Raw genomic sequence first — 15,238 nt, forward strand, 5'->3', positions numbered from 1 at the left:
CACTTGACGGCATCTCCCGCAGAAGAACAACAAGACCAGACCATGCACATTCGCTCCTCCTTCATCGGCCACCGATTGACGCTGGGCCTCGCGCTCGCCGGCGCCTGCGCCTTCGCCCATGCCGCCGACTTCGCCGGCCGCGGCGTCTTCAACTTCAGGTCCGACGCGGGCTGCCCCTTCGCCGCGCTCGCGGGCGCCGGCAACGACTGCAACCGCCTCGCGCTGGACGACGCCGACACCCGCGCCGCGCTCGACGGCGCCGCGCACACCATCCGCTTCGCCAACACGCGCAGCTATGCGGAAAAAACCATCGTCGGCGACGTGCTGCTGCAGGGCTCCGGCCAGGCGCGCAGCGGCCAGCGCGTGCCGCTCACCTTTCATGCGCTGCTGAGCCGCTCGGGCACCGAGTGGTCGGTGAGCAGCCATGCGCATTCGCCCCTCGGCGACGAGTTCAGCGACATCCGCATCGACCCCTACCAGGTGGTGGTGAACGACGCCGGCACCGACCGCGTGCTGCTCTCCGCCGACCAGGTGGTCGAGGCGCTGGCCAAGCCGTCGCTCACCGCGCGCCTGGCCAACGTGCTGGTGCAGGTGGACGACAACCGCACCGACGGCGCCAAGGACGCCGACATCACCATCGGCCTGGGGCTGAGCAAGGCTTCGAAGTCGGTGGCGCGCGCGCGTTTTCGCGCGCCCGGCGCCAAGGGCCGCGAGCTGGCCGACGCCATGCGGCAGGGCAACTGGACGCTGGAGCTGCAGGCGCTCAGCGGCAAGATCCCGCGCCAGGTGGTGCAGCGCGACCTGTTCCTGTACGGGCTCGAACAGCAGTCGCTGCTGCAACCGCTGCTGCAGCGCGGCTTCCACAAGAACGAGAAGCTGGTGCTGGGCGCTGCCAACGGCAAGGGCTATGTGCGCTACGACGGGCAGCAGCGCGAGTTCGCCGGCGCCGACGCGGCGGCGCGCGCGTTCCTGCAGGACAGCTTCATCGGGCTGGTGCTGGGCTGGCAGCAACAGCAGCAGCCCGCGAGCCCGCAGGCGAAGGCCGATGGACGCTGAACGCCCTTCCATCGCACCCGGCTTCGACTGCCTCATGCCGCCGCCCCTGCGCGGCTGGCCGGCGCTGCAGGCGCGCCTGGTGCACCACGTGAAGCGCGCTGCGCTGCGCCAGCTGCATGCGAGCAACGCGGGCGAGATGCTGCTGCTGCGCTTCTACCTGGTGGGTGAAGAGTCTTCGGAGCAGGCGCTGCAGCGCGAGCTGCGCATCGCCCCGCCCGACTGGCTGGTGCGCCAGCTCGACCAGCACCTGGCCGACGAGCAGCTGCATGCGCGCCTGTTCGCGCAGGCCATCCTCGAACGCGGCGGCAGCGCGCAGGCCGCGGCGTCGCCCGAAGAAGCGCCGCGTCCCGACTGGTTCAGCCGCCGCAAGCTCGCGCGCTGGCAGGCGCTCATTCGCCGCCATGCGCCGCACTTTGCGCAGGGCGGGCTGGTGCCGGCCTATGCCATCGGCCTGGCGGCCGAGCAGATGGCCTCGCGCATCCTGCAGCGCCACTGCGCGCTGATCGGCGAGCAGCATGCGCTGCACCCCTTGCTCACGCGCGTGCTGGCCGACGAAGACCGCCACATCCGGCTGTGCAGCCACACGCTGCAGCGCTGCGTGGCGCCGCACGAGCAGGCGCGGCTGGCGCAGCTGATGGGCGAGGTGCGCGACACCGAGCGCGGCTTCGGCGTGACCGGTGCGCTGGGCATGTGGCTCGCCGGCGTGGCCTTGCGGCTGCGCCCCGGCGCGGCGCGGCCCGTGCACGCGTGACACCTGCCAAGTGCCTGCAAGTGACGCGCGCCAGTTGACCCCCGCGCCGATGCCCCCGCGCATCCTCTACCTCGCGACCGCGGACGCGCGCGGCCACCTGATGCGCGCGCAGCTGCTCACGCATGCGCTGCGCGCGGCCGGCGCGCAGGTGCAGGTGCTCACCACGTCCGACGAGGGCGCGCGCTTTCTGGCGGGCTTCGGCATCGACGCGCCGGTGCTCTCGCGCCACTACGCGGTGCAGTTCGACGCGCAGCAGAACATGCTGCGCCGCGAGACCGACCGCAACGTGGCGCACTACATGTTCCACCCCGGGCGCATGCTGCGCGACGTGGGCACGCTGAGCGCGCATTTCCGCCATGCGGACCTGGTGGTGAACGACTCGTTCCACCCCGCGCTGCTGCTGATGGGCTGGCTGCCGTTCTGGCGGCGCAAGGTGGTGCATGTGTACGGCGCGAGCTTGCGGCGCGCGCTCGAAACCAACTTCAAGGGCCGCATGCCGGGCCCGGTCGCCAGGCTGTTCGGCGGCATCGTGGCGTGGCAGATCGACCGCAGCCGCGCGCGCATCGAGCACGACTTCGCGTACGGCGAGCCCCGGCACGACGGCCACGGTCGCCATCGGCTGGCCACGCCGGTCGCGGTGGTCGATGCGGTGGACCACAGCGATGCGGCGCGCCGCGTGGCGGCCGTGTACCTGAACCCGCACTTCAAGGACGCGGCGCTCGCGGACGGCCTGGAGCAGGGCCTGGCCGACGCGGGCGTGCCCGCGCACCTGGTCGGCGAGGGCTATGCGCAGCGCGCGCACTGGCACGCGCGGGATGAGCACTGGATCGAGGCGGCGGCGCACAGCGCGTTCATCGTCTCGGCGCCGGGCATGGCGGCGCTGTCGATCGCGTCGGTCTACCGGAAGCCGATCCTGCTGCTGCTGACGGACCAGCCCGAGCAGGCCATCAACGCGGGGCGCGCGGCGCAGCTCGGCCTGACGCACCGCGTGGTGGTGTGGCGTGGCGACACAGCGAAGTTCGCGCGGGCAGTGGCTGTTGCTGCCGGGGAACTGCTGGCCCTGCCGGCGGGTTCCGGAAATGCCGACGAAGGCCGGCAGGGCGCTGTCGATCGGCTCGGGCATTGGACTGCGCTGCTATCCCGGCTTGCGGGCGCGGAGCGTGTGACGGGCGAGCAAGTCCTTCGGGACGGGTGAGCAGGCCGCCGACTGCGGCCGTTCGAACCAGCCCCTGCGCAAGCAGAAGCCCTGCTAATCCAGCGTGAGGTTCAGGTCCCGGATCAGCGGATGCCACCGGGCCGACTCCCCCTGCAGCAGCGCCGCGAACTGGCTGGGTGCGTCGCCCACGGGCTCGACGCCGAACTCGGCCAGCTTGCGCTGCACGGCCGGGTTGTGGATGGCGTTGGCCACCGACTGCTGCAGCCGCGACACGAGTTCGCCCGGGGTGCTGGCCGGCACCACCAGGCCCATGAGCGCGGCGGCCTCCACGCGCGGCATGCCGAGCTCGGCGAAGGTGGGCACGCCGGGCAGCTCCTTCAGCCGCTGCGGGTGCGCCACGGCCAGCGCGCGCAGCTTGCCGCTCTGGATGAAGCGGCGCGAGGCGGCCAGGTCGCACATCATCACGGGCAGCTGGCCGCCGGCCACGTCGGCCAGGGCGGGGGCGGCGGCGCGGTAGGGCACGTGCACCATCTCCAGCCCGGCTTCGCGCTCCAGCAGCTCCATGGCCAGGTGCTGCGGGCTGCCGGTGCCGGCCGAGGCGAAGCTCACCTTGCCGGGGAAGGCGCGCGCGTCCTCGATGAAGGCCTTGGCGTCCTTCTGGCCGCTGGACGGGCCGACCAGCATCACCATGGGCAACCGGCCCAGCAGGGTGACGGGGGCGAAGTCGCGCGACGGGTTGTAGCTGAGGTTGCGGTACAGCGCGGGGTTGAACACCAGCATGCCGTTGTCGGCCGACAGCAAGGTGTAGCCGTCGGCGGCGGCGCGGGCGGCCTCGATGGCGCCCAGCGCCGTGTTGCCGCCGGCTCGGTTCTCGATGAGCACCGGCTGGCCCGCGTCGATGGCCAGCTGCGTGCCGATGGTGCGCGCCACGATGTCGGCGCCGGCACCGGCCGGGTACGGCACGATCCAGCGGATGGGCTTGACGGGATAGACGGAGGAGGCGAACTGCGCCTTGCCCGCGCGGGGCAGCGCCGTGGCGGCCAGGGCGGCCAGCGCCAGGAGTTGCAGCAGCAGCGGTCTGCGGGTCATGGGGGCGTCGGTCTCCGAAGGAGAAGGAGCCGCCATGTTAGGCCGACAGCAGGCCGCCCTGCTCGCGGCGCGGCCTTGTCCTTGCGAACGGGGGACGGGGGGTGGATGGCCGCCCGGTCAGGGGGCGATGGGGTTGCCCGGGGAACCGGGGCTGCCGGCATCGCGCGCGGAGGCCGCGGCAGCGGCGACAGCAGGGGTGCGGTAGCTGACGTTCACCGCGGGTGTCGCCGGCATGGGAGGCTGCGGCGGCGGGCGCGTGATCTTGACCAGCGGTGCCCTGGCCGGGGCCGTGGCACGCGCCGGCGGCGCGATAGGTGCCGCTGGCGCCGTCGTCGCTGGCGCTGCGGCGGCGATGGGTGTGAAGGGATCGGCGGGCGTCGAATAGCGCACCGGCGTGGCTGCCGGAGCCGGGGTTGCCGGAGCCACCGGCGTCGCCGCGGCCACTGCACCGCCCGCAACGGGCGCACCACCCGCAACTGCTGGTGCGGCCGGTGCGACCGGCGCCGTCTTCGGGTCGTACAGCACCGCGCCCTTGCCGACCCCGGTGCTCATCGGCCCCACGCCGACAGCGGCGCCGGCCGAGCCGGTCACCTGCCCGCCGTTGTTCACCGCCACGCCCGCGCCCAGCGGGCCGAAGCCGGTGTTCAGGCCGACGGAAAAATTGCCGTCCTTCGTGGCGCCGAGCCCCAGCGAGAGCCCGGGCACCAGCGGAATGCCCACGTGGTAGTGCGAGCAGCCGCCCGCCATCAGCAACACCAGCCCGGCCGAAGCCAGGGCCGCACCACGGACGACGCGCGGCCGCGGCGTCACACCAGCAGCGCGTTCACGCGCCTCACATAGGCCGCGGGATCGGCCGGCAGGCCGCCTTCGGCCAGCAGCGCCTGGTCGAACAGGATGTTCGCCAGGTCGTCGAAGTGCGCGGAGCCTTCGAGCTTCTTCACCAGCGGATGCTCGGCGTTCACCTCGAGCACCGGCTTGAGCTCGGGCGCGGGCTGGCCGGCCTGCTTGAGCATGCGCGCGAGCTGCGTGCTCATGCCGCCGTCCTGCACCACCAGGCAGGCGGGCGAGTCGACCAGGCGGGTGGTCACGCGCACGTCGTCGGCCTTGTCCTTGAGCGCTTCCTTGAGCTTCTCCAGCAGCGGCTTGAACGACTCGGCGGCCTGCTCGGCGGCCTTCTTCTCGTCGTCGTCCTGCAGCTTGCCCAGGTCGACCGCGCCCTTGGCCACGCTTTGCAGCGGCGTGCCGTCGAACTCGTTGAGGTAGTTCAGCGCCCACTCGTCCACGCGGTCGGTCATCAGCAGCACCTCGATGCCCTTCTTCTTGAAGACCTCGAGCTGCGGGCTGTTCTTGGCGCCGGCCAGCGTGTCGGCGGTGATGTAGTAGATGGCGTCCTGCCCGTCCTTCATGCGAGCCTTGTAGTCCGCGAAGCTCACGCTCACCGTGTCGGTGGTGGTGGAGGCGTAGCGCAGCAGCTTGGCGATGCGGTCGCGGTTGCCCATGTCCTCGCCCAGGCCTTCCTTCAGCACCGCGCCGAACTCGGCGTAGAACCTGGCGTACTTGCCGGATTCGTCGGCGTGCGCCGCGGCGGCTTCGGCGGCGGTGGGCGCGTTCTTGTCGACCACGTCCGTCACGGCCTCGGTCGGCTCGGGCGCGGGCACCGATTCGCCCGAGCCCACGTCGATCTTGCCTTCGCTGCTTTCAGGGCCGGTCTTCTGCTTCTTCGCCAGGTCTTCGAGCATGCCGAGCACGCGCTTGGTGCTGCCTTCGCGAATGGCCTTCACGTCGCGGCTTTCCTGCAGCAGCTCGCGGCTCACGTTCAGCGGCAGGTCGGCCGAATCGATCACGCCCTTCACGAAGCGCAGGTAGCTGGGCATCAGCGCCTCGGCGTCGTCCATGATGAACACGCGCTTCACGTACAGCTTCACGCCCGCGCTCTTCTCGCGGTTCCACAGGTCGAACGGCGCCTTGGCCGGAATGTAGAGCAGCTGCGTGTACTCGGTGCTGCCTTCCACGCGGTTGTGGCTCCAGGCCAGGGGCGCCTCGAAGTCGTGGCTGATGCTCTTGTAGAACTCTTCGTACTGCTCGGTGCTGATGTCCTTCTTGGGACGGCTCCACAGGGCGTTGGCCTTGTTGACGGTTTCCCACTCGCCGGTCTTCACCATGTCGCCGGGCTGGTCGTTCTCGCCTTCCTTCCACTCTTCCTTTTCCATCAGGATGGGCAGGGAGATGTGGTCGGAGTACTTGCCGACGATCTGCTTGAGCTTCCAGGCGTTGAGGTATTCGTCGGCATCGTCGCGCAGGTGCAGCGTGATGCTGGTGCCGCGCGCGGCGCGCGTGATGTCGGCCACCTCGAAGTCGCCCGCGCCGCCGCTGACCCAGCGCACGCCTTGCTCTGCGGGCAGGCCCGCGCGGCGCGACTCGACCGAGATCTTGTCGGCCACGATGAAGCCCGAGTAGAAGCCCACGCCGAACTGGCCGATGAGCTGCGCGTCGGCCTTCTGGTCGCCGCTCAGCTTGCTCATGAAGTCCTTGGTGCCGCTCTTGGCGATGGTGCCGAGGTTGTCGATGGCCTCCTGGCGCGACAGGCCGATGCCCTTGTCGGTGATGGTGAGCGTGCGCGCGGCCTTGTCGAAGCTCAGGCGAACGTCGAGCTCGGGCTGGTCTTCGTACAGCTCGGGATGGTCGAGCGCCTCGAAGCGCAGCTTGTCGCAGGCGTCCGATGCGTTCGAGATCAGCTCGCGAAGAAAGATTTCCTTGTTCGAGTACAGCGCATGCGTGACGAGGTGCAGCAGTTGCGCGACTTCGGCCTGGAACGGGAGTTTGGTATTGGAGGAGTCAGCCATGGAATAAGAAATGTCGAAGCCAAAAAATTCTAAGCCGGCAAGGCGTCCCGGAGGTTACGCCGCACCAGCGCGTCAGATGGGGAGGTCCTTCGACTTCATCAAGAAGGCGACGAATTCGAAAGCTCGCATTTTGCGCAATGCTGAAGGACAAAAACCAACGCTCTCGTCGGACGATACCCACGGTGACATCAAAAGTTACCGTAGATGACAGTTCTGAAATATCCTGATCTTCGATTCGGAACAGGGTGGCAACGCCCCGGGAAAACAGGGATGTCGTTTGATGAATCGAGTGACACTGTGGATCGCGGCAGCTCCCGCCGCGGTACCTCCGCGCGTGGCCCGGGCGCCCGTGCAGGGCCTCTCGGGGTTCCCAGGGTTACCCTGCCTGCCCTGCCTTGCCCACGCGTGGCTGGGATGCGCAACCGCCCTGGCCTCGCTGTCGTGCGCGCATGCGCAGACGACCACCGCCCCCCGCAACCCCGCGGCGCCGGCCGCCCCGCTCGTGGCTGACGCGCGCATCGAACCCATCGACCGTGCGCAGGCGGAGCAGGCGCGGCTGAAGGCGCTCATCGACGCCGCGCCCAAGGCTTATGAAGACCGCTTCATGAGCGTGGACACGGGCGGTGGCAGCGAAGCCGAACCTCAAGCCGAGCAACCTCAGGGCTTTCGCGCCTGGCTGGTGGAAAGCCGCATCGGCTTCGGCGACGCCACCACCACGGGCTACCGCCGCCAGCGCGCCACCGAGTTCGGCCAGCGCCTGGAATACCGGCGCGAGACGCTCAACTACGGCGAGTTCGTGCTGCAGGCCGACGCGCGGCACCTGAGCGGAGACAGTTTTCTGGGCGGTGGCGGCATCGGCTCGTTGGGCTATGCGCGCGATGCCACGAGCGGGCGCTTCACGCTGCGCAACCTCGGCTTTCCGCTGACCACCCAGACCTTCGCCGACAGCGCGGTGGGCGACATCTACAGCGAGCTCACCGACGGTCTGGCGCGCAACTACCGGCTTTCGCTCGGCTCGACCACGGTGCGCGGCGCGTCGACGCGCATCTTCAGCACCGACCTGGACGTGCGCGCGGGCTTCGGCGAGCGCGGCAACCTCACCGGCGGACCCTACCCGGGCTTCGAGAAGAGCCAGGGCACGCTCGGCTGGCTCGGCGTGACCCGGCGGCTGGGCGACCCGTGGTTCGCGTCGTTCCAGCTCGACCAGGCGCGCGACATTCCGGCCTACTACTTCGACCCGGTCACCGCGCAGGGCTTCGGCCGCAAGGACGTCTCCAGCTGGGCCACCTCCATCGGCTACGGCAGCGAGCTGCTGCGCGACGGCGACCTGCGGGCGCGCGCCACGCTGGTGGGCAGCCGCGTCCAATCGACCACGCCTGGCGTGGCCACGGGCAGCTCGCAAGGGCTCTTCGTGGAGGCCAGCGCGCGCACCGGCGCCTACCGCCACGAGGTGGGCGCGTACGCGGCGCGGCCGCAGCTGCACTTCGGCGACCAGCCGCTCACCACCGGCACGCGCGGCGCGTACTGGCGCATCGACCGCAGCGACAACCAGCTGAACTGGGGCGCGGCGCTGGACCTGGAGCGCGCGGCGCCGAACGACAGCTTCAACGTGTTCGGCTACCGGCGCGCGGGCGCGAGCGGCAACTTCCAGTACCTGGTGGACCGCAACACCTCCTTCGGCGGCAGCCTGAACCTGATGCAGACGCGCTACGAAGGCACCACGGTCAATGGCACCACGCTCGATCGCGGTGTGGGCGACAACGTGGCGGGCAGCGCCGGCCAGGGCAGCCGCTTTCGAAGCCTGTACGCCAACGCCTTCTATCAAACGCGCTTCTTCGACTGGCCGCGCAGCCGCTTCAATTTCTCGGTGCGGCGCAACGAGGCCATCGTGATCGGCGACGGCACGGCCACCGGCCAGGAGCTGCAGTGGGAGCAGGACTGGATCGGCGGGCGCTACGAGACCCTGCGGCCCGAGCTCACCACCACGCTCGGCTACGCGCGCGACCAGAGCAGCGGCAGCGTGCGCCACTACCCCACGGCGGGCGCGCAGTTCCGCTTCTGGCTCGCCAGCGGCTTCAGCGTGACGGGCAACCTGCGCTACACCTCGCAGCACGGCGGCCTGTACACCAGCCGCGGGCTGTCGGGCATGGTCGGCGCCGAGAAAGACCTGGCACCCGGCTGGCGCGCGGGCATCTCGGCCAACCTGAACCAGGCGCGCGCCACCACCGTGCCGGTTGCGCTGAACACGCCCTCGCTGTTTCGCACCAACGACAAGACCGTGTACGTGTACCTGCGCTGGGAAGGCTCTTCGGGCACCGGCTACCAGACCGCCGGCGCGCGCACCGGCAACGCCGGCGGCGGCAGCGTGACGGGCCGCGTGTTCTTCGACGCGAACAACGACGGCCAGCCGCAGATCGGCGAAGGCGGCGTCGCCAACGTCGAGGTGCTGCTCGACGGCCGCTACCGCGCCACGACCGACCGCGACGGCCGCTTCGAGTTTCCGCTGGTGACCACCGGGCGCCACCAGCTCACCCTCACGCCCGACACCGTGCCGCTGCCCTGGGGGCCGGCGCGCGATGCGGGCGCGAGCGTCGATGTTCCGCTGCGTGGCCAGGCCAGCCTGTCGGTCCCCGTGATCAAGGTCGGCCAATGACCACCTTTCTTGTTCGTTCCACCGCAATGCAAAGGAAACCGAGATGAGACACCACCCGAGACTGCTCACCGTGGCCGCCGGTGCCGCCCTGGCCACGGCCGCCGGCCTGGCGCTGGCCGAAAGCCAGTACGGCTACGGCACCGGCACGCCCGCCGTCACGGCCCAGGCCCACCTCAACCTGAGCGTGACGGTGCCCAAGCTGATCCTGCTGCGCGTGGGCACGCAAACGGGCACCGGCGACACGCTGAACTGGACCGCGCCCATCACCTGGGCCACCGCGCCCGCCATCACGGCCGGCAACAACCAGGCGGCCAACTGGGACGGCACCGCACCCACGCTGGGCACGGTGACCAACCCGGCGGCGGTGCCGGTGTCGGCATGGACCAACAGCTCGGGCGGCGGTTCCCTCACCTACACCGCGGCCGCCTTCGCGCCCACCGGCGGCCCCGCGCTCACCAACATCGGCGTGACCTCCGGCGCGGGCCTGGCGCACCCCGGCGGCGCCACGCTGGTGGCCACGGGCGCCGCGGCGAGCACCTTCGTGCCGTCCACGGTGGCCACGGGCACCTGGACCTTCTCGCTGACCGGCACGGCCCTCACCTGGACGCCGGGCACCTACACCACCACCATCACCTACACCGCGACCAGTGTCTGAGCCGCTGCGCGCGGCGGCGGTGGCGCTCGCGCTGCTCGCCGGCCTGGCGCCGCGCGCGGACGCGGTGTTCACCTATGCGCCCACCTCTTCCGCGGCCTACGGCATCACGCTGCAGGTGGGTTCGGTCGCGGCCATCGACGAGGTGGTGTTCAACGCCACCGGCACCAACGCGGGCCTGGCCACGGGCACCGCGCTGGCGGGCTCGCAGCAGATCACCATCCGCGTGAGCCCGGCGCGGCCGGCGCGGCTGCTGGTGGAGAACCGGCCGGTGACGCTCACGGCCACCGTGCCGGTCGGGCTCACCTGCACCACGGCGAGCAGTTGCGGCGCCAACGTCATTCCGTTCAGCGACATCAGCTGGGTTTCGACCGACCGGACCAACCCCACCCAGGGCGACATCCAGAACGGCAGCTTCGTGAGCGGCTCGACGCAGACGCTGGCCAGCTTCGACGGCGCGACCGCCACCATCCTGCTGGTCAACGGCGACACCCGCTTCATGGCGAACACGCTGAGCTTCCAGTACGCCAACACCACCGTGTACCCCGCGGGCAGCTACAGCGGCACGGTGAGCTTCACGGCCACGATGCTGTGACGACGATGCGCGCCCACCGCCACCCCGTGCCCGCCTCTTGCGCATCCAGAAGCCGCCGTCTGCTCGCGTGCATGGCAGGCATCGCACTCGTGCCGGGTGTGGCGATGGCGCTGGTCGAGCGGCTGGACGACTCCACGTCGCCGAGCGCGCAGGTGCGCGCGCAAAGCGACGACAACGCCCCCGTGACGGCGCCGGGCAACGCATCCCCCATCGTGCGCATCGCCTTCGGGCGCGTGCAGTACCGGCTGGCCACGGCGCGCTATGTGGGCCGCCAGGCGCGCATCTACTACGTGCTGCCGATGGCCGTGCCGGGCCTGCGCTCGCCCGCCGGGCTGCAGGTGAGCTGGCGCACCAACGGCCTGTTCGCCAGCGGCAGCGGCCGCCCCGGCGACCGGGTGCCGGTGTGGAGCGGCACGGTGCGCGATGCCTGGATGACCGAGGCGCTGGACCTGAGCTGGCAGGTCGATGCGCGCGAGGTGCGGCTGTCGCGCGGCATGCCGCTGGGCTTCGAGGCTTATTTCGAGATCGAGACATTGCCATGACACGACTGCTTTTCCGCACGCGCCTGCCTTTCGCGCTGGCAGCCGGGGCACCGGCGCCCCGCTTCGCCACGCCCGGCCTGATGGGGGCTCCGATCGCCGCTCTGATCGCGGCTCTGGTTGCGGGCCTTTTCGCTTCGTCCGTCGCCCAGGCCGCGCCGTTCGAAATCGCGATCATGCCGTCGCGCTTCGAGCTGTCCGCCAAGAGCGGCGCCCGGCTGGGCCAGTCGCTGGACATCCACAACGTGGGCCTCGCGCCGACCGAGGTGTCGGTGCGCACGCTCGACTGGGGCTACTCGCCGGAGGGCGAAATCTCTTACCTCGACGCGCTGCAGCCCGGCAGCTGCCGCCCCTGGGTGCTGCTGGAGCGCAAGACGGTGAAGGTGCCCGCGCGCGGCAAGACGAGCTTCCGCTTCCAGATCGAGCCGCCGGCCGACGCGCCGCGCGGCGAGTGCCGCTTCATGCTCGCCATCGAGGGCGTGGAGCCGGCCTACCGCGCGGCCATCGGCCAGGGCGGCGCCAGCCTGAGCCTGCCAGTGACGGGGCGCATCGCGGTGGCGGTGTACGTGCTGCTCAACGGCGCCGAACCCAAGCTCACGCTGAGCCAGGTCGGCACGCGCGACGTGCGCGGCCAGCGCACGCCCTACGTCACGGTGAGCAACACCGGCGACGCCCATGGCCGCCTCGACGGCAGCCTGGACGCGACCGATGCCGCGGGCGCCCGCTTCGAGATGGTGCCCGAGGGCACGCCCGTGCTGCCGGGCCAGACGCGGCTGATTCCGCTGAGCCCCAAGGCCGCAAGCGACGGCAAGGCACCCGCGCCCGTGTACCCGCTGAAGGCCGCCGGCACGCTCGACTGGGAGAAAGGCGGCTTCAAGGTGAACGCGGAGTTCCGCTGATGCGGCAGGCTCGCCTCGCTCGCGTGCTGGCGCTGTGCGCCGTGGCGGCGGGCGCGGCGAACGAAGGGCGGCTTGCGCAGGCCGAGCAGTCGACCACCACCGGCCTCGGCGTGCCGGCCACGGCGCGGCTGAAGTTCACCGTCAACATCGACAAGTTCGTGTTCTTCCGGCTCGGCACCGGCGCGTGGCCCACGCCCAGCGGCACCATCGACACCGCCGCGTTCACGCTCGCGCCCACCATCCCCGGCGGGCCGACCACGCCCGCGGTGGCGGCCAACAACACGGCCGCCAACTGGAGCGGCGGCGCGCCGACCTTCGCGGTGTCGCCGGCGGGCGGCGTGCAGCTGCCGGTGGAAGTGCGCAGCAACGGCGGCCAGGTGAGCCTGCGCGCCACCGTGAGCACGCCGCTCACCAACACCAGCAGCGCCAACACCATTCCCATGTCGGAGATCACGGTGGCGAGCAGCAGCACCGCGCTGCCGGCGCCGGTCATTCCCAACACGGGAACCGGGGCGCCGGTGAATGTGACGCCCACCGCCTTCGGCACCCTGGTGACGCTGCAGACCGCGACCTGGACCTTCTCGTACGCCAACCTCACGCCGCGCCCGGCGGGCACCTACCTCGGGCAGGTCACTTTCACGGCCAGCTCGCCCTGATCGAACGCAGATCGGGCCGAATCGCCCCCTCCAAGTCAGCTGCCGCTGGGATCGCGCCCCAAAGCTCCGGCGTGGATCTTTCCCTTCACCATCAGGAGCTTTGCATGAACAACACCCCCCGCACGCTGTGGATCGCCGCCTGCCTCGGCCTGGCCGCGCTGACCGCGCAGGTGCAGGCCCAGGCCCAGACGGCGCCGCCCGCCGGCGCCCCCGCCGGCACCACCGTGCAGTGCAAGGACGACAGCTACGCCTCGCCCGATACCAAGTCCGGCGCCTGCCGCGGGCACAAGGGCATCAAGACCTGGTACGGAAAAACGGCGGCTGGCGCGGCTGCGGCACCTGGCGCAACGGCAGCAGCCGCTCCCGCCGTGGAAACCCAGTCCGCCAGCGTCGACAAGACCGGCGTGGCCCCCAGCACCGGCACCGCCACCCGCACCCCCGGCGCGCCCGACCTCACCAAGATGGCGGCCGCTCCGGGCGGCGGCGCGGGCAAGGTGTGGGCCAACGACGAGACCAAGGTCTACCACTGCATGGGCGACCGCTACTACGGCAAGACCAAGAAGGGCGAGTACCTGAGCGAGGCCGACGCCAAGGCCAAGGGCATGCACGCCTCGCACAACAAGGCCTGCACGTCCTGAAGCGCCTAGCCTGGGGCGAGCCCTAGCGCGGTTGTGACTCGACTTCGCGCGTCCAGCGGTCGATCAGGCGCTTGCGCTCGTCGGCCTTGCCGTATTTCTCGAAGTCGTACTTGATGAGCTTCACGTCGGCCATCGACGGAATGCGCGCGTCGGGCTTGAAGGTCTTGTTGGCCGGCGACTGCAGGCTGCCGGCCTTCGCGCCGATGGACTGGCCCGCGGGGCTCATGAGCCAGTCGTAGTAGCGCCTGGCGTTGTCCTTGTTGCGCGCGCCCTTCACCAGCGCGATGCCGCCCACCTCGTAGCCCGTGCCTTCGCAGGGTGCGGCGGTCTTCACCGGAAACTTGTCGTGGCGCCATTTTTCGAAACCGAAGATGAAGCTCACGCCGATCGCCACCTCGCCCTTGGCCACATTGGGCGCCTGCGCCTGGCCGCTGCGGGTGTAGCTGGTGACGTTCCTGTGCAGCTTCTTCAGGTAGTCGAAGGCGGCGTCCTCGCCCATCTGCTGCACCAGGCCCGCGATGATGGTGTAGGCCGTGCCGCTGGTGGCGGGGTGCGAAATTTCGATCTCGCCCTTGTACTCGGGCTTGATCAGGTCGGCCCAGCACTTCGGCTCGGCCAGCTTCTTCTTGCGCAGCACGTCGGTATTGAAGCCGAAGCCCATCGCGCTGGTGTAGAAGCCGCCCACCATGTTCTGCGACATCGCGTACTGGCGCACCGACCAGTCGTACAGGTCGTTGATGTACGCCGGCCGGTAGGGCTCCAGCAGCCCCTGTTCCGCCGCTTGCAGAAAGGGGTCGCCGGTGCCGCCCCACCAGATGTCGGTCTTGGGGTTGGCGGCCTCGGCGCGCAGCTGGGCACCGATTTCTCCCGTGCCCTTGTGGGCCTGCAGCACGCGGATGCCGGTCTCGCGCGTGAAGGCCGTCGCGGCCGCTTCGCACCAGCCCGCGTCGGTGCTGCACAGCGCGTTGACCGTGCCCTGCGCGGCGGCGTTCGACGCCCCCCAAAAGGCAGAGGCAGCCACACACGTGGCGATGAGCGCGCCGGTGGCAAGGCGGCGGAAGGCGAAGCGGTGCATGCAGGGGTCTCCTTATCGTTCGGTGGCTCGGCGCTTCGGTGGACCTGAAGCGCGCGAAGCGGCAGGATAGCGCCCGCGCCAGCGCGCGGCCAGCACCTGCGTCAGGTGCGGGGACCTGGCGCGCTGCGCTTTCCGCAAGATGGGCAAGGCGGCCGTCACGCCCTGAAAAAGCGTGAAGGAAAGCACAGTCCGAAAACCCGGAGAAAGGGCGCGGATCTACAAAGCCGCAACAACCGTGAACAGGTTCCGATCGCGCGAAAGACGTGCGCTGCGGCGATCCGCTTCAAGGCCTCGCTGCTGGTGGGCTACATCGTGGCGAAGGTGCTCGGCGCCATCGCGGCGGTCGGCGTGCTCTACCTCATCGCCACGGGCTAGCCGGGCGCGGACATCGGCGGCTACGCCACCGACGGCTATGGCGAGCACTCGCCCGGCAAGTACGGCCTCGTGGCCGCCTTGCTGTGCGAAGTGGTGATGACAGCGGTGTTCCTGATCAACGCGCAGCACGGGCCCGGCGCTGTTCGGGCCGCCGGCCGCGCTGTCGGAACTGTGGTTCTTCTGGGTGGCGCCCATCGCGGGCGCGCTGCTCGGCGCGGCAATCTACCGCGCACTGCTCAGCAATAACAACGACGACTGAGG

Annotated in this window: 14 protein-coding genes and 1 pseudogene; 11 read left to right on the forward strand and 4 right to left on the reverse strand. The window is 70.5% G+C overall.

Features of this window, described 5'->3' with window-relative positions:
• Positions 1 to 42 precede the first annotated feature (42 nt).
• From AB6807_RS09140 to AB6807_RS09150, 3 genes are read left to right on the forward strand one after another with little or no spacing between them, the layout of a single operon-like run.
• Positions 43 to 1,056, forward strand: coding sequence for a hypothetical protein (locus AB6807_RS09140; protein ID WP_371084321.1), 1,014 nt, complete (start codon positions 43 to 45; stop codon positions 1,054 to 1,056).
• Positions 1,046 to 1,807: a hypothetical protein gene (locus tag AB6807_RS09145; protein WP_371084322.1), complete on the forward strand. Its 762-nt coding sequence runs from the start codon at positions 1,046 to 1,048 to the stop codon at positions 1,805 to 1,807. Before AB6807_RS09140 ends, AB6807_RS09145 begins: the two co-directional genes overlap by 11 nt.
• Before the next feature lie 49 nt (positions 1,808 to 1,856).
• Entirely contained in the window at positions 1,857 to 3,002 is a 1,146-nt protein-coding gene (locus tag AB6807_RS09150; RefSeq protein ID WP_371084323.1) for a hypothetical protein, read from the forward strand.
• Between the two features lie 54 nt (positions 3,003 to 3,056).
• Here AB6807_RS09150 and AB6807_RS09155 read toward each other — a convergent pair whose 3' ends face one another.
• From AB6807_RS09155 to htpG, 3 genes are all read right to left on the reverse strand, one after another.
• Positions 3,057 to 4,052, reverse strand: a complete 996-nt coding sequence (locus AB6807_RS09155) for a Bug family tripartite tricarboxylate transporter substrate binding protein (RefSeq protein ID WP_371084324.1) — start codon at positions 4,050 to 4,052, stop codon at positions 3,057 to 3,059.
• A gap of 117 nt (positions 4,053 to 4,169) precedes the next feature.
• The gene (locus AB6807_RS09160; RefSeq protein WP_371084325.1) at positions 4,170 to 4,862 is read right to left on the reverse strand and encodes a hypothetical protein; all 693 of its coding nucleotides are present in this window, start codon (positions 4,860 to 4,862) and stop codon (positions 4,170 to 4,172) included.
• Entirely contained in the window at positions 4,859 to 6,895 is a 2,037-nt protein-coding gene (gene htpG, locus AB6807_RS09165) for a molecular chaperone HtpG (RefSeq protein ID WP_116910205.1), read from the reverse strand. Before htpG ends, AB6807_RS09160 begins: the two co-directional genes overlap by 4 nt.
• Positions 6,896 to 7,175: 280 nt before the next feature.
• Here htpG and AB6807_RS09170 point away from each other — a divergent pair, with 280 nt between their 5' ends.
• The 7 genes from AB6807_RS09170 (at position 7,176) to AB6807_RS09200 (ending at position 13,527) form a co-directional block, all read left to right on the forward strand.
• Entirely contained in the window at positions 7,176 to 9,548 is a 2,373-nt protein-coding gene (locus AB6807_RS09170; RefSeq protein WP_371084326.1) for a carboxypeptidase-like regulatory domain-containing protein, read from the forward strand.
• Positions 9,549 to 9,591: 43 nt separating this feature from the next.
• Entirely contained in the window at positions 9,592 to 10,203 is a 612-nt protein-coding gene (locus AB6807_RS09175; protein ID WP_371084327.1) for a hypothetical protein, read from the forward strand.
• Positions 10,196 to 10,795: a hypothetical protein gene (locus tag AB6807_RS09180; protein WP_371084328.1), complete on the forward strand. Its 600-nt coding sequence runs from the start codon at positions 10,196 to 10,198 to the stop codon at positions 10,793 to 10,795. The genes AB6807_RS09175 and AB6807_RS09180 overlap by 8 nt, the downstream gene beginning before the upstream one ends.
• 71 nt (positions 10,796 to 10,866) lie before the next feature.
• Positions 10,867 to 11,337, forward strand: a complete 471-nt coding sequence (locus AB6807_RS09185; protein ID WP_371084329.1) for a hypothetical protein — start codon at positions 10,867 to 10,869, stop codon at positions 11,335 to 11,337.
• Positions 11,334 to 12,233: a hypothetical protein gene (locus AB6807_RS09190; RefSeq protein ID WP_371084330.1), complete on the forward strand. Its 900-nt coding sequence runs from the start codon at positions 11,334 to 11,336 to the stop codon at positions 12,231 to 12,233. Before AB6807_RS09185 ends, AB6807_RS09190 begins: the two co-directional genes overlap by 4 nt.
• Positions 12,233 to 12,889 (forward strand): hypothetical protein, encoded by a 657-nt coding sequence (locus AB6807_RS09195; protein ID WP_371084331.1) that lies wholly within the window; start codon positions 12,233 to 12,235, stop codon positions 12,887 to 12,889. The genes AB6807_RS09190 and AB6807_RS09195 overlap by 1 nt, the downstream gene beginning before the upstream one ends.
• A gap of 104 nt (positions 12,890 to 12,993) precedes the next feature.
• Positions 12,994 to 13,527, forward strand: a complete 534-nt coding sequence (locus AB6807_RS09200; RefSeq protein WP_371084332.1) for a hypothetical protein — start codon at positions 12,994 to 12,996, stop codon at positions 13,525 to 13,527.
• A gap of 22 nt (positions 13,528 to 13,549) precedes the next feature.
• Here the strand turns inward: AB6807_RS09200 and AB6807_RS09205 are convergent, their stop codons facing one another.
• Positions 13,550 to 14,602 (reverse strand): ABC transporter substrate-binding protein, encoded by a 1,053-nt coding sequence (locus AB6807_RS09205; RefSeq protein ID WP_371084333.1) that lies wholly within the window; start codon positions 14,600 to 14,602, stop codon positions 13,550 to 13,552.
• A gap of 279 nt (positions 14,603 to 14,881) precedes the next feature.
• Between AB6807_RS09205 and AB6807_RS09210 the strand changes: the two are divergent.
• A pseudogene (locus AB6807_RS09210) lies at positions 14,882 to 15,236 on the forward strand (aquaporin); the annotation flags it as partial.
• Positions 15,237 to 15,238: the final 2 nt, after the last annotated feature.

The organism is Variovorax sp. RCC_210, from assembly GCF_041355175.1.
GTDB lineage: Bacteria > Pseudomonadota > Gammaproteobacteria > Burkholderiales > Burkholderiaceae_C > Variovorax.

Coding starts and splice junctions, on each gene's coding strand:
- AB6807_RS09140 (WP_371084321.1), top strand. CDS start 43: ATGCACATTCGCTCCTCCTTCATCGGCCACCGATTGACGCTGGGCCTC.
- AB6807_RS09145 (WP_371084322.1), top strand. CDS start 1,046: ATGGACGCTGAACGCCCTTCCATCGCACCCGGCTTCGACTGCCTCATG.
- AB6807_RS09150 (WP_371084323.1), top strand. CDS start 1,857: ATGCCCCCGCGCATCCTCTACCTCGCGACCGCGGACGCGCGCGGCCAC.
- AB6807_RS09155 (WP_371084324.1), bottom strand. CDS start 4,052: ATGACCCGCAGACCGCTGCTGCTGCAACTCCTGGCGCTGGCCGCCCTG.
- htpG (WP_116910205.1), bottom strand. CDS start 6,895: ATGGCTGACTCCTCCAATACCAAACTCCCGTTCCAGGCCGAAGTCGCG.
- AB6807_RS09170 (WP_371084326.1), top strand. CDS start 7,176: ATGAATCGAGTGACACTGTGGATCGCGGCAGCTCCCGCCGCGGTACCT.
- AB6807_RS09175 (WP_371084327.1), top strand. CDS start 9,592: ATGAGACACCACCCGAGACTGCTCACCGTGGCCGCCGGTGCCGCCCTG.
- AB6807_RS09185 (WP_371084329.1), top strand. CDS start 10,867: ATGGCAGGCATCGCACTCGTGCCGGGTGTGGCGATGGCGCTGGTCGAG.
- AB6807_RS09190 (WP_371084330.1), top strand. CDS start 11,334: ATGACACGACTGCTTTTCCGCACGCGCCTGCCTTTCGCGCTGGCAGCC.
- AB6807_RS09195 (WP_371084331.1), top strand. CDS start 12,233: ATGCGGCAGGCTCGCCTCGCTCGCGTGCTGGCGCTGTGCGCCGTGGCG.
- AB6807_RS09200 (WP_371084332.1), top strand. CDS start 12,994: ATGAACAACACCCCCCGCACGCTGTGGATCGCCGCCTGCCTCGGCCTG.
- AB6807_RS09205 (WP_371084333.1), bottom strand. CDS start 14,602: ATGCACCGCTTCGCCTTCCGCCGCCTTGCCACCGGCGCGCTCATCGCC.